The sequence below is a fragment of the Streptomyces coryli genome (assembly GCF_011044975.1).
Classification (GTDB): domain Bacteria; phylum Actinomycetota; class Actinomycetes; order Streptomycetales; family Streptomycetaceae; genus Streptomyces; species Streptomyces coryli.
The window spans coordinates 1-14047 of sequence record NZ_JAAKZV010000223.1; the positions used below are offsets into that span (position 1 = coordinate 1).

Consider the following 14047-nt stretch of genomic DNA (forward strand, 5'->3'; position numbering starts at 1 on the left):
GTCGAGCCCCCGCCCCACCCCGTCGTCCTGAGCCTGCTGCGCCAGGGCGACGATGTCGTTATCGCCGTCTTCGACCCGGGCGGCGGTGTGCCGCAGGTGCGCGAGAGCGGTCCCTTCGCCGAGTCGGGGCGTGGCCTGCACGTGGTCAGCTGCCTGAGCGACGCCTGGGGCTGGTCCGCCCCCGGCCCGTACGGCAAGGCGGTCTGGGCGCGCTTCTCGCCCGCGGGTCCCGGTGCCGAGGTGGCTGCGGCATCGGGACCCGTGCGCTCCTCCGGCGAGCGCGCGGGCGCCCACGAGGACCCGCTGGACCGGCTGCTCGTCCTGGTGGAGATCCTCACCGGCTCGACCCCGGCCCGGCTGTCCCAGGCGGAGGCGGCGTAGCCCTGTCCGTGCGCGCGGGCCTACGACCTGGGGCCCGGTTCATATTGCGTACGTACTCCTGAAACAAAACCCGGCCGGTGGTGGTTGTCGATCGTGGCGTAAGGCGACGATCGGAGGCTGACGGGTGAGTGCGACACAGGACGGGTGGGGGCGGCGGCTGCTGCGGCAGTGCCTGCGCTACCGGCGCAATGTCCTCCTATCCCTGGGTGCCTCCCTCGCCGGCATGGGGATCATGGCGCTGGTGCCGCTGATCCCGAAGCTGATCATCGACGACGTGATCGTCGAGGGCGACCGCCCGCTGGCCCCGTGGGCGACGCTGATGATCGTCGCGGGCATCGCGGTCTATCTGCTCACCTATGTCCGCCGCTATTACGGCGGCCGCCTCGCCCTCGACGTCCAGCATGATCTGCGGACCGAGATGTACGACGCCATCACCCGCCTCGACGGCCGCCGCCAGGACGAGCTGTCCACCGGCCAGGTGGTGGGCCGGGGCACCACCGACCTGCAGCTGATCCAGGGCCTGCTCTTCATGGTCCCGATGATGATCGGGAACGTGCTGCTCTTCGCGGTCTCCCTGGTCGTGATGTTCGTGCTGTCCCCGCTGCTCACCGTGGTCGCCCTGGCCGTGGCGCCGCTCCTGTGGTGGATAGCCTCCCGCAGCCGCGTCCGTCTCTTCCCCGCCACCTGGTACGCCCAGCAGCAGGCCGCCACCGTCGCCTCCGTCGTCGACGGCGCCGTGGGCGGCGTCCGCGTGGTGAAGGGCTTCGGCCAGGAGGAGCAGGAGACCGGAAAGCTGCGCAGGATCAGCCGCGAGCTGTTCGCCGCGCGGCTGCGCACCGTAAAGCTCAATGCGCGCTACACGCCCGCGCTCCAGGCCGTGCCCTCGCTCGGCCAGGTCGGCATGCTGGCGCTCGGCGGCTGGATGGCGACCCGCGGCCAGGTGACGCTGGGCACCTTCGTCGCCTTCTCGACCTATCTGGCGCAGCTGGTCGGCCCCGTGCGGATGCTCGCCATGATGCTGACCGTCGGCCAGCAGGCCCGCGCGGGCGTGGAGCGGGTCTACGAGCTCATCGACACCGAGCCCGAGGTCGAGCAGCGCCCCGACGCGGAGGCGCTGCCCGCCGATGCCGAGCCGGTGGTCGAGTTTGACGATGTGACCTTCGGATACGACGCCGAGCACCCCGTGCTGCGGGACTTCTCGCTGCGGATCGAGCCCGGCGAGACGGTGGCCGTGGTCGGCGCCTCGGGCAGCGGGAAGTCCACGCTGTCGCTGCTGATCCCGCGCTATTACGACGTGAGCGCCGGCGCCGTGCGGGTCGGCGGCCGCGATGTCCGCGACCTGACGCTGGAGTCGCTGCGCGGGGCGATCGGCCTGGTCCCCGAGAACTCCTTCCTCTTCTCCGAGTCGATCCGCGACAACATCGCGTACGGGCGGCCGGACGCGTCCGACGAGGAGATCCGCACGGCGGCGCGGGCGGCGCAGGCGGACGGCTTCATCGAGGAGATGGCCGAGGGCTACGAGACCGTGGTCGGCGAGCAGGGCCTGACGCTGTCCGGCGGGCAGCGGCAGCGGATCGCGCTGGCGCGGGCGATTCTCACCGACCCGCGGCTGCTGCTCCTCGACGACGCGACGTCGGCGGTGGACGCGCGGGTGGAGCACGAGATCCACGAGGCGCTGCGGGGCGTGATGGCGGGGCGCACGACGCTGCTGATCGCGCACCGGCAGTCGACGCTGGCCCTGGCGGACCGGATCGCGGTGGTCGAGGGCGGCCGGCTGGTCGACGTCGGGACGCACGAGGAGCTGGAGGGCCGCTGCGGCCTGTACCGGCGGCTGCTGACGCACCCGGACGAACTGGCGAATGTGGAGGCGGACCCGGCGGGCCGTACAGCCAGTCCGGCGCTTGAGGACACTGCGCGCAGCGCAGTTGAGGGAGTGACACCGGAACTCTGGGTCCGCAAGGACCGGAGCAAGGCCAAAATCGGCGCCGAAGGCGCCCCCGCGGCGGAAGGCTTCGCCGGCATGCTCGCCTCCGCTCCCGCCAGCGACGACCTCCTCGCCAAGGTCGCGGCCCTGCCGCCGGCCACCGAGGCTCCGGACATCGACGAGGACCAGGCCGCCAGGCCCGAGGAGTCCTACGGCCTCCGCCGTCTCCTCCGCGGCTTCGGCGCCCCGCTCGCCGTCGCCCTCCTCTTCGTCGCCCTCGACGCCGTCGCGGGCCTCGCCCTCCCGATCCTCATCCGGCACGGCATCGACGAGGGCGTGCAACGCCTCGCCCTCGGCGCCGTCTGGGCCGCCGCCGGCCTAGCGCTCGTCGTCGTCACCGCCCAGTGGGGCGCGCAGGTCGCCGCCGCCCGCCTCACGGGACGTACCGGCGAGCGCGTCCTCTACGCCCTCCGCGTCAAGATCTTCGCCCAGCTCCAGCGCCTCGGCCTGGACTATTACGAGCACAACCTCACCGGCAAGATCATGACCCGGATGACGACGGACGTGGACGCGCTGTCGTCCTTCCTCCAGACCGGCCTGGTCACCGCCGTCGTCTCGCTCCTCACCTTCTTCGGCATCCTGGTCGCGCTGGTCGTCATCGACGTCGAGCTCGCCCTGGTCGTCTTCGCGACCCTGCCGCCGCTGATCATCGGCACGTACTTCTTCCGCAAGCAGAGCGTGAAGGCCTACGAGCTCGCCCGCGAGCGGGTCAGCGTCGTCAACGGCGATCTGCAGGAGTCCGTCGCCGGGCTGCGCATCGTGCAGGCCTTCCGACGGGAGACCGGCGGCGCCGAGCGGTTCGCCGAGCGCAGCGACGGCTACCGCCAGGCCCGTACCCGCGGGCAGTGGCTGATCTCGGTGTACTTCCCGTTCGTGCAGCTGCTCGCCACCGTCGCCGCCACCGGCGTGCTGGTGGTCGGTGCCGGCCGGGTCGGCGACGGCACGCTGACCGCCGGCGCGCTGGTCGCGTATCTGCTCTACATCGACCTCTTCTTCGCCCCGGTCCAGCAGCTCTCCCAGGTCTTCGACGGCTACCAGCAGGCGGCCGTCTCCCTGAAGCGGATCCAGGAGCTGCTCCAGGAGGAGACCTCGACCCCGGCTCCCAAGGACCCCAAGCCCGTCGGCGACCGTCTCCGCGGCGAAGTCACCTTTGCGGACGTGGACTTCGCGTACGGCGACGGCACCGACGCCCTCACCGGCGTCGACCTGCACATCCCCGCGGGCCAGACCGTCGCCTTCGTCGGCGAGACCGGCGCCGGGAAGTCCACCCTGGTCAAGCTCGCCGCCCGCTTCTACGACCCGACCTCCGGCGCCGTCCGCGCCGACGGCACGGACCTGCGCGAGCTGGACCTCACCGGCTACCGGCACCGGATCGGCGTCGTGCCGCAGGAGTCGTATCTCTTCGCGGGGACGGTGCGGGACGCCATCGCGTACGGCCGGATGGACGCCACCGACGCCGAAGTCGAGGCCGCCGCGCGGGCGGTGGGGGCGCACGACATGATCGCCTCGCTGTCCGGCGGCTACCTCCACGAGGTCGCCGAGCGCGGCCGCAACCTCTCCGCGGGCCAGCGCCAGCTCATCGCCCTCGCGCGGGCGGAGCTCACCGACCCGGACATCCTCCTCCTCGACGAGGCCACCGCCGCCCTCGACCTGGCCACCGAGGCCCTGGTCAACCAGGCGACCGACCGCCTCGCTGGGCGTCGTACGACCCTGGTCGTCGCGCACCGCCTCACCACCGCGGCGCGCGCGGACCGCGTCGTCGTCCTCGACCACGGCCGGGTGGCGGAGGACGGCAGCCACGATGAGCTGCTCGCCCGCGACGGGCGTTACGCCGAGCTGTGGCGGACCTTCATGGGCGAGACGGAGCCGGCGGCGGCGTGACGGCGGCTCACTGCCGGACCATGTGCATATCACCGGAGGCCACGTCGGCGTCGTGGTTCAGGCCGCCCTGGGAGATGTAGAACGAGGACGCCTGGAACGTCTGGCACTGGCCCCCGGTGTTGTCCGCCACCACCGGGGCGGAGGAGAGATTGATGCGTGAGCCGGCGTCCGTGACGGAGGACAGCCGGGCCGCATACGTGCAGGTGCCGAAGCCCATGTTGTAGTAGAGGCGCACCACTTGGTCGCCCACCGAGCCGCGGGAGATCGTCGCCTTTTGCGGGCTCGGGCTGTAACCGCCGCCGGGGATCTGCCACTTGCCGACGAAGTACGAGGGGACGGCGCTGCTGCTCCCCGCGTCGCCGCCCCCGCCGCCGGATCCGGACCCGGAGCCGCCGCTCGATCCGGAACCGCCGGTCGAGGTGTCGCCGGAGCCAGCCCCGTCCGTACCGCCGTCGGACGAGCCGGCCCCCGCGCCCGCCGTGCCGTCGTCCGGCTCCTCCGCACCGGCCTTGTCCTCCTGGCCGTCGGCGCCGGGCGCCGCGCTCGCGTCCTTCCCCTTCTTTCCGTCCTTCCCGTCCTCTCCGTCCCCGGCGTCCTTCGAGGGGGAGCCGCCGTCCGCCGAGGGCTCCCCGGCCGAGGGGCCGCCCGTCGCGCTGTCCCGATCCTGCGCGTGGGTGCCGCCGCGGGTCTCGCCCCCGAACGGCTGGAGCAGCGCCACCGTGCCGCCGCCGGCGGCGAGTACGAGCACGACGGGCACGGCGATCAGCCGGTTCCGGCGGCGCGGCCGGCGCTCGCGCTCGGCCTCCTGCGGCTGCCCGACGACGGGCGTCTGCCCGGACCCGCCGGCCGGCGCCGGCGCCTCCTCGGGCGAGGGCTCGCCGGTCTCCGCGGGCTCGCCCGCCTCCGCCGACACCCGTACCGGCTGCGAGTCCGCCTCCAGCAGCCGCGCCGACTGCTGCGCCAGCCGCGCCATCACCTCGGCCGGCAGCCAGGAGCCGGACGAGGCGACCGGCTTCGTACGGTCCGGGTCGTCCAACAGCTCGTCCACGCCCGGGCGTTCGGCCGGGTCCTTGGTCAGGCAGCGGGCGATGAGCGTACGCAGGGATAGGTCCTCGACGGCTTCCAGGTCGGGCTCGTCCTGGACGATCCGGAACATCACCGCGTGCTGGTTCTCCGCCCCCTGCCCGAAGGGGAGCGTCCCCGTCGCCGCGTAGGTGAGGATGTGGCCGAGCGTGAAGACGTCGCTCTCCGGGCCCGCGCCCTGCCCGCGGATCTGCTCGGGGGACATGAAGCCGGGGGAGCCGAGCACGACGCCGGTGCTGGTCAGCAGGGATTCGACGGACGAGGTGTCGAGGGCCCTGGCGATGCCGAAGTCGATGACCTTGGTGCCGGAGGCGGTCAGCATGACGTTCGAGGGCTTGAGGTCGCGGTGCACGATGCCCGTCGCGTGGATCTCGCGCAGGGCGTGCAGCAGGTGGTCGGCGAGGGCGTGCAGGGAGGGGCCCGGCAGCGGGCCGTGGGTGCGCACCACCTGCTCGAGCGTCAGCCCCGGCACGTAACCCGTGGCCACCCAGGGCGGCTCGGCGTCCGGGCCGGAGTCCAGTACGGGCGCGGTGTAGCGCTCGCCGACCTTGCGGGCGGCGGCTATCTCGCGCCGGAAGCGGCCGCGGAAGCGGTCGTCCGCGATGTGATCCTCGTGCACGACCTTGACCGCGACGGTGCGCCCGCCCTCGGAGCGGGCGAGGAACACCCGGCCCATGCCGCCCGCGCCGAGCCGCCCGAGCAGCCGGTACGGGCCGATGCGCTCCGGGTCCCCGGTCTTCAGCGGCTGGATGCTGCCGTCGCCGCTGTCCCTGCTCACCATGGTCGTACGACCCCCCGTCGTCACATAACAGCGTTATTCCCGGGGTGAGCTTAGACAACTGGCGATGTCCTGGTGAAGGAAGGGGAGTTGATCCGGCCGGAGGCCTGCTCGTACGCAGCCGGGAAATGACCGGCCGGCGCGTGGTCATCACCGGGGAATCCCCGGCGAAGCGCGCCATCCTCCGTGGATCGCCCCTTCAGAGGTGTGTGCGGCACTCATAGAGTCTTGGCCATGAACATCACCGCACCCCACGCCCGCGTCCTCGCCACACCTCCCGCCGCCCCCGACGTCGCCGCCGAGTACTTCGCCGCCCGGCTCGCCTTCCACACCGACGTCTCCGACGTGCACGCCGCCCTCGACGTCGCCGCCGACCCGGGCTTCGTCGTCGTAGACGTCCGCTCCATCGAATCCTGGGACCAGGGTCACATCCCCGGCGCCGTCCACCTCCCCACCGGCAAGATCCCGGCCCGCGCCCCCGGCCTCCTCGACCCCGCCGTCCCGGTCGTCGTCTACTGCTGGGGCCCCGCCTGCGACGGCGCCACCAAGGCCGCCCTCGCCTTCGCCCAACTCGGCTACCAGGTCAAGGAGATGCTCGGCGGCATCGAATACTGGATCCGCGAGGGCTTCGAGGTCGACACCGCACACGGCCCCCGCACCCGCCCGGCGGACGACCTGACCGTGCCGGTGGCGCCGGCGGCCTGAGGCCGAGGCGCGTAACGGGAACGGACGCACCCTGGCGGGCCCAGTGGCCAACCGCTAGGTTCCCCAAGGTCATTGCGAACCTTGGGGAGGGTATATGCGCAAGACGCTCAGATGGCTGCTGGCGTTCGTGCTGTTGGTGGGCACGATCGGGGCCGGTGGTCTGACGGCGGGGGCCGCCACCGCGGCGCCGGCCGGCGATATCAAGGACCGGCTCCTGGCGATCCCGGGGATGAAGCTCATCGAGGAGAAGCCGTACGAGGGGTATCGCTTCTTCGTCCTCGGATACGAGCAGCCGGTCGATCACCGCAATCCGCGGCGCGGCACCTTCACGCAGCGGATCTCCGTACTGCACAAGGAGACCGACCGGCCGACGGTGTTCTACACCAGCGGCTACGGCCTCTCCACGACCCCGTCCCGGCGCGAGCCGACGCAGATCGTGGACGGGAACCAGGTCTCCCTCGAATACCGCTTCTTCACCCCGTCCCGCCCGCAGCCCGCCGACTGGTCGAAGCTCGACATCTGGCAGGCGGCCAGCGACCAGCACCGCGTGTTCAAGGCGCTCAAACCCCTCTACGACGAGAAGTGGCTGTCCACCGGCGCCAGCAAGGGCGGCATGACGGCCACCTATTACGAGCGCTTCTACCCGCGCGACATGGACGGCGTCGTCGCGTACGTGGCGCCCAACGACGTCGTCAACGACGAGGATTCGGCGTACGACCGCTTCTTCGAGAAGGTCGGCACCGCCGACTGCCGGGACCGGCTGGGCGCCGTACAGAAGGAGGCGCTCGAGCGCCGCGAGCCGCTGGAGAAGAAGTACGCGGAGTGGGCCGCCGCCAACGGCGCCACCTTCAACACCGTCGGCACCCTCGACAAGGCCTTCGAGGCGGTCGTCCTCGACTTCGCCTGGGGCTTCTGGCAGTACGGCCTGGAGGCCGACTGCGCGAAGATCCCGGCCGCGGCCGACGCCACCGACCAGGAGCTCTACGACGTCATCGACGAGATCTCCGGCTGGTCCTTCTACTCCGACCAGGGCCTGGAGCCGTACACCCCGTACTACTACCAGGCGGGCACCCAGCTGGGCGCCCCCACGATCGAGCAGCCGCACCTGGCGGGCCTGTCGCGCTACGGCTACCAGCCGCCGCGCAACTTCGTGCCCCGCAGCATCCCGATGAAGTTCCAGCCGCAGGCGATGCGCGACATCGACTCCTGGGTCCGGCACAACGCCCACCGGATGCTCTTCGTCTACGGCTCCAACGACCCGTGGGGAGCCGAGCCCTTCCGCCTCGGCCACGGCGCCCGCGACTCCTACCGGTATTACGCGCCGGGCGCCAACCACGGCGCCCTGGTGAGCAAGCTGCCCGCGGCGGAGAAGGAGAAGGCCACCGCGGCGATCCAGCGCTGGGCCGGGGTCGGCGCGAGCTCCGACGCCGCGCCGCTGTCCGCGTACGACCCGAAGCTGGACAAGCGCGACCAGGCGGACCTGCGGCGGGAGTCGCTGCGTCCGTAGCCGCCTACGACCGGGTGTCCACCGACACCCAGCCGCCCTTCGGGGCGGCGGCGAACAGCACGCCCCCGGCCACCAGCGGTGTGGCCGGGGGCGTCTGCTGTTCCGGGCCGCTGCCGGTCTCGCTGTTCCAGACCACCTTGCCCTCGGCCGGGTCGACGGCGTACAGGCCCTGGTGGGTGCCGAAGTAGACCCGGCCGCCCGCCGCCACGATCGCCATCCGGTCCGCGACCGCCTTGTCGGACAGCTTGACCCGGCCGACCACCTGCTTGTCCTCGCCGTCCACCACCAGTAGATGCTGTCCGGCCACTACGTACGCCCGGCCGCCCTGGACCGCGAGGCCGGAACGCGGGTCGGCGTCCAGCGGGGTGAGGGTGTGCGAGCGGGCGGCGAACGCGTAGTGCAGCAGGGCGGGTTGGTCGTCCTTGTACGAGAGGCAGTCGAGGACCGGACTGCCCTGCAGCAGCGACACCGCCGCGGTGTCCGGGGCGCAGCCGCCCTCGGGCAGTTTGTGCTCGGCGCTGGTCTTGCCGTGCCGGTTCACCACCCGCACCGCGTCCTCGGTGTCCTGGCCGCTGGTGGAGCCGATGAGATAGCCGGTCTCGCCGAGCGCGCGCACCCGCGGCCCGGTGGCGAAGCTGGTGTTGCCGCCGTTGAGCTGCTCCGCCCAGAGCTTATGGCCGGTCTTCGCGTCGATGGCGTAGACGCTTCCGGTCTGCGTGGAGGCGTAGGCGATGCCGGCCGAGACCGTGAACGACTTGGCGGGCGTCGGCAGCGAGAAGGACCACCGCTCGGCGCCGCCGGACGTGGACAGGCCGCGCAGGCCCTCGCCGTCGCTGACCACCACCATGCCGCCGGAGACGGCCGGCGGCTGGACGGGCCCGGTCAGCGGCCGCGACCAGCGCTCGGCGCCGGTGGTGGCGGCCAGCTGCAGCACGGCGTCGTTGGCGGCGCAGTACAGCGAACCGCCCGCGTACGCGCACCCGGTGAGGTCGCGGCCGCCCTCCCACGGCTCCCAGCCGGACGGCTTGCGGCCGCGGGAGTCGGCGTAGCCGGCGGAGCCGCCTGGGCTGCCGCCGTTGACCGGCTGGTAAGCGTCGCCCAGCTTGCGGCCGCCGTCCACCGGGGCGGAGCCGACCGCGCCCTTGTCCTTGCTGCCGCCGTCCTTGCCGTCGTCGTCGAGCAGCGCGAAGGCGCCCGCGGCGGCGAGTACCGCGGTGACGGTGACCGCGCCCGCGGCCGCGAGCATCCGCCGCGAACGGCGGCCCCGGACCCGGCCGCGGCCGGTGCGCGGGGGCGGCGGGGGAGTGCGCGGCCCGTTGCTGCGCACCACCTGCTCGGGGGCGGCCGGCGGCGGGGCCGGCTCCGGCACCTCCACGCCGAGCAGAGCGAGCAGATCGGCGGACGAGGGCCGCAGCGCGGGGTCCTTCTGCAGACACTGGTGCAGTACGGGCCGCAGCCACTCCGGCACCCCGGCCAGATCAGGGTGCTCGTGCACCAGCCGGTACGCCACCGCGTACACGTCCGCCGCCTCGAAGGGCGCCCGCCCGGTGGCGGCGAAGGCCAGCACGGACCCGTACGAGAAGATGTCGCTCTCCGGCCCGGTGTAGCGCTGCGCGCGGACCTGCTCGGGCGACATGTACGGCGGGGTGCCGATGGCGACGCCGGTGCGGGTGAGGGCGGCGGAGTCGGCGCCCGGGCGGACCACGCCGAAGTCGATGACGCGCGGGCCGTCCTCGGCCAGGAGCACGTTCCCCGGCTTGAGGTCGCGGTGCACGATGCCCGCGCGGTGCAGGTCCAGTAAGGCCTCGGCGAGGCCGGCGGCCAGCTGGTGCAAGTCCTTGCCGGCGAGGGGGCCTTCGCGCCGCACCCGCGCGTCGAGCGACGGGCCCGGGATGTACAGCGTGGCCATCCACGGCGGCTCGGCGTCCGGGTCGGCGTCCACCACCGGCGCGGTGAAGGCGCCGCTCACCCGGCGGGCGGACGTGATCTCGCGGCGGAACCGCTCCCGGAAGTCCGGCTGATGGGCGATCTCCTCGCGGATCACCTTCACCGCGACGCGCCGCCCGGACGACGAACGTCCCAGGTAGACCCGCCCCATCCCCCCGGACCCGAGCAGGCTCTCGATCCGGTAGCCGGGTATGACCGGCCACTCCCCTGTGCCGCGCCCCATTACCAGACCCCCGCCAGTGCGTTCGACAGCGCGACGCATGATACCCGGGCGGGGCGGCTGTGACCGGGACGATGCGGTTACAGATATGAGCAGTTGGCTGACCTGGCGTTACGGGCCGGTGAGCCGCCGCCGGCGCTGTGAGGGGGTCGCGCCGGCGGCGGCGGGCTGCCCAGTCGCGGGCGGTGGAGAGGGAAATGTCAGCAGCGCAGCCAGCAGCGACGCCGACCCCGCCCGCGGTTCTCCCACCGGCAGCCGCCGATGGGACGTGGCCGGGCGGGAGTTGGTTCCCTCCAGGTCAGGCGGGGATGCTGGCGTGGCGCTCGGCCCAGGTGGACTTGAGCAGCCGGACCGCCTCGGTGATCGCCGGGCGGCGCGCGGCGCCGGGCCGCCAGAGGGCGTAGACGTGCCGGGTCGGCGGCGGGTCGAGGCGTACGGCGGTGACGCCCGCGGGGAGCGGGCCGCGGCCCAGGCGCGGGACCAGGGCGATGCCGAGACCGGCCGCGACCAGGGCGAGTTGGGTCTCGTACTCGGCGACCTGGTACGCCAGATCGGGCGGCCCTGACGCGCGCAGCGTCCGCGTCAGCCAGTCGTAGCAGACGGACCCCGGCGGCTGGCAGATCCAGCGCTGCCCGGCGAGATCGGCGCGGGTGAGGGCGTCGCGGGCGGCGTACGGATGGTCGTCGGGGACGCAGATGTCGCAGTAGTCCTCGCCGATGCCCGTCTGGGCCAGTCCTTCCGGCGAGGACATCGGCGCGATGTCCCAGTCGTGCGTCACCGCCAGGTCGACCACGCCCTGCGCCACCAGGCCGGGCGAGAGGTGCGGGTCCGCCTCGACGATCCGGGTGTCGAGGGTCGGATGCTCGGCGGCGAGCGTGGCCAGCACCGCGGGGAGCAGGCCGCGGGCGCCGGTGGCGAAGGAGGCGATCGTCAGCCGCCCGGCCGGGCGCCCGCGGCGCTCCTCCAGGTCGGTCTCCGCCCGCTCCACCATGGCGAGCAGCTCCTCCGCGGTGGCGGCGAGCTGCTGCGCCGCGTCGGTCAGGGCGATGCCGCGGCCCTGCCGCTCGAGCAGCGGGGTGCGGGTCTCCCGCTCCAGCTTCGCGATCTGCTGCGATACGGCGGACGGCGTGTACCCGAGCGCGGTGGCGGCGGCGCCCACCGAGCCGTGGACGGCGACGGCGTGCAGGGCGCGCAGCCGGGAGAGATCGAGCACGGGCGGCCCCTCACTTCCCTCTCACTTCCGTGGATTAAGCATTGCTGCATTCAACCATGAAGAGATGTGTGCTGGTGCTTCACGGTCGCCGGGCCTGATCCTGTTGCCCATGCGACCAGCACACATCGCCCTAGCCGTCCTCGTCTCCGCGCTGTGGGGCGTCAACTTCGTCGTGATCGACATCGGCCTCGACCACTTCCCGCCGCTGCTCTTCTCGGCGCTGCGCTTCCTCGTCGCGGCCCTCCCCGCGGTGTTCTTCGTGGGGCGGCCGAAGGTGGCGTGGAAGTGGATCATCGGGGTGGGACTGGTGCTGGGGGTCGGGAAGTTCGGGCTGCTGTTCATCGGCATGCAGCAGGGGATGCCGGCCGGCCTCTCCTCGCTGGTGCTGCAGATCCAGGCGGTGTTCACGGCGGTGATCGCGGCGGTGGTGCTGGGGGAGCGGCCCGGCCGGGTGCGGGCGGCGGGGATGGCGGTGGCCGTGGGCGGCGTGGCCGTAGCGGCGATCGACGAGGGCACGTCGGGCCCGATGCTCGCCTTCGGGATGCTGATGCTGGCGGCGGTGCTGTGGGGCGTATCGAATGTGCTGACGCGGCAGGCGGCGCCGGCCGACGCCTTGAACTGGATGGTGTGGGTGAGTGTGGTGCCACCACTGCCGCTGATCGCGCTCTCGCTCGTCTTCGAGGGACCGGAGCGGGACCTGGCGGCGCTGCGGGCGCTGGACTGGACGGGCGCGGGCACGATCGTCTACGTGGCGTGGGTGGTGACCGTCTTCGGCTTCGGGGCCTGGGGGTTCCTGCTGCGTTCGTACGCCGCGTCGACGGTGGCGCCGTTCTCGCTGCTGGTGCCGGTGTTCGGGATGTCGTCCTCGGCGGTGCTGCTGGGGGAGGGCGTGAGCGGGCTGCGCTGGTGCGCGGCGGTGCTGCTGGTGGGCGGGGTGGCGCTGGCGACGGGGCTGGTGCCGGTGCGCTTCAAGCGCTTCAAGCGCTTTAGGACGCGTACGACAGCAGCTGCAGCAGATGTTCCCGCCCCGGCGCCAGCAGCTTCGTCAGCTCCGCTGCCTGCGGATACCACCGCTTCTCGTATTCCCAGCACAGCCACCCGTCCCAGCCTGCCTCGGTGAGCAGCACGAGGGTCTCGGCGAGCGGCAGCGCCCCGGCGCCGAGCGCCAGCGGGGTGGTGTCCTCGGCCGAGGAGGCGTCCTTGACCTGGACGTAGGCGAGATACGGGCCCGCGGTGAGCGCGGCGAGGGTGTCGGCGGGCTCCTCGCCGGCGCGCCAGGGGTGCATGAGGTCCCAGATGGCGCCGGTGGAGCGGTGGTTGACCTGTTCCAGGATGCGCGCCGCGTCCTTGCCGGTGGGGTGCGAGTCGTGCGTCTCCAGCAGGACCCGGACGCCGAGGTCGGCGGCGTACGGGGCGACGGCGGCGAGGCGGCGTACCGCGGTGGGATCGGACTCGATGGCGGGAACGTCCCCGGCGCCGGGGAAGACGCGGACGTGCGCGGCGCCGAGATCGTGGGCGAGCGCGAGCTGCTCGCGCAGCTCGGTGAGTACGGGGGTGTCGTCGCCGGGGGCGGCGACCTTGACGTACGAAGCGAGGGTGAGGATCTCGATCTCGCTCTTGGCGAACTCCTCGACCACGTCGGCCCGTTCCAGTCGGCCGAGGCCGGTGTGCACCGGCTCCTCCGGGTGACAGCGCAGCTCGACGCCCTGGTATCCGTTGCTGCGGGCGAGTTCGACGACGTCGGCGACGGGGAGTCCGGGCAGGCCGAGGGTGGAGAAGGCGAGGCGCATGCGCCCAGCCGACCAGACGGCGGGGCGGTGAGCAAGACCCCGTTGGGCTCATGCCGGGCGGCGGCGGCCGGGCTTACAGGTCGAGGCGCCAGTCCTGGCCGACGAGGTCCGCGCCGAAGCTGTGGTGCGGCTTCTCCGCGATCAGCTGGAAGCCGGCGCGCTGGTAGATGCTGCGGGCGGAGGCGAGCACGCTGTTCGTCCACAGCACCATGTGGCGGTAGCCGGTCTCGCGGGCGAAGTCGATGCAGGCGTCGACGAGTTCGCTGCCGACCTTGTGGCCGCGGGCGTCGGGCTCGACGAGGAGGAGGCGCAGGCGGGCGGCGTCGGGTTCGTGCTCGTCCTGTACGCACATGACGGCGCCTACGGGCCTGCCGGCGAGTTCGGCGATCCATACGCGTTCGCGGGCGGGATCGTGGTCGCGGGCGTAGTCGGCGATGATGCGGGCGACGAGGGCCTCGTAGTCGGCGTTCCACCCGAACTCCTGGGCGTAGAGCGCGGCGTTGCGCTGGATCATCCAACCGAGGTCGCCGGGGGCGGTGTGGCGGCTGTCTCTTATAC

General features: G+C 72.8%; 9 protein-coding genes and 1 pseudogene. 5 read left to right on the forward strand and 5 right to left on the reverse strand.

All coding sequences use genetic code 11. The annotated features are described in order from the left end of the window. A partial coding sequence (locus tag G5C51_RS32965) for an ATP-binding protein (RefSeq protein ID WP_165242869.1) occupies nt 1-381 on the forward strand: 381 nt, incomplete at its 5' end. Nucleotides 382-505: 124 nt separating this feature from the next. After that, entirely contained in the window at nt 506-4246 is a 3741-nt protein-coding gene (locus G5C51_RS32970) for an ABC transporter transmembrane domain-containing protein (protein ID WP_165242871.1), read from the forward strand. A gap of 7 nt (nt 4247-4253) precedes the next feature. Here G5C51_RS32970 and G5C51_RS32975 read toward each other — a convergent pair whose 3' ends face one another. Continuing rightward, nucleotides 4254-6110, reverse strand: coding sequence for a serine/threonine-protein kinase (locus G5C51_RS32975; RefSeq protein ID WP_165242873.1), 1857 nt, complete (start codon nt 6108-6110; stop codon nt 4254-4256). A 231-nt stretch (nt 6111-6341) separates the two neighbouring features. Here G5C51_RS32975 and G5C51_RS32980 point away from each other — a divergent pair, with 231 nt between their 5' ends. Then, nucleotides 6342-6812, forward strand: a complete 471-nt coding sequence (locus G5C51_RS32980) for a rhodanese-like domain-containing protein (RefSeq protein WP_165242875.1) — start codon at nt 6342-6344, stop codon at nt 6810-6812. A gap of 94 nt (nt 6813-6906) precedes the next feature. After that, entirely contained in the window at nt 6907-8319 is a 1413-nt protein-coding gene (locus G5C51_RS32985) for a S28 family serine protease (RefSeq protein WP_165242877.1), read from the forward strand. Between the two features lie 4 nt (nt 8320-8323). Here G5C51_RS32985 and G5C51_RS32990 read toward each other — a convergent pair whose 3' ends face one another. Then, nucleotides 8324-10489, reverse strand: coding sequence for a protein kinase domain-containing protein (locus G5C51_RS32990; protein ID WP_165242879.1), 2166 nt, complete (start codon nt 10487-10489; stop codon nt 8324-8326). A 295-nt stretch (nt 10490-10784) separates the two neighbouring features. Continuing rightward, nucleotides 10785-11699 carry a LysR substrate-binding domain-containing protein gene (locus G5C51_RS32995; protein ID WP_165242881.1) on the reverse strand — a complete coding sequence of 305 codons (915 nt, stop codon included), beginning with the start codon at nt 11697-11699 and terminating at the stop codon, nt 10785-10787. Nucleotides 11700-11808: 109 nt separating this feature from the next. Here G5C51_RS32995 and G5C51_RS33000 point away from each other — a divergent pair, with 109 nt between their 5' ends. Next, on the forward strand, nt 11809-12819 hold the full coding sequence (locus G5C51_RS33000; RefSeq protein WP_420824883.1) for an EamA family transporter: 1011 nt from the start codon (nt 11809-11811) through the stop codon (nt 12817-12819). On the opposite strand, the pseudogene G5C51_RS33005 reads toward G5C51_RS33000, so the two are convergent. Together G5C51_RS33005 and G5C51_RS33010 are read right to left on the reverse strand one after the other, a co-directional pair. Beyond that, nucleotides 12815-13489: pseudogene (locus G5C51_RS33005) on the reverse strand (sugar phosphate isomerase/epimerase family protein); the annotation flags it as partial. The gene G5C51_RS33000 and the pseudogene G5C51_RS33005 sit on opposite strands and share 5 nt — an antisense overlap. A gap of 73 nt (nt 13490-13562) precedes the next feature. Further along, the coding region (locus G5C51_RS33010; RefSeq protein WP_165242885.1) for a GNAT family N-acetyltransferase at nt 13563-14047 on the reverse strand (485 nt) is incomplete at its 5' end.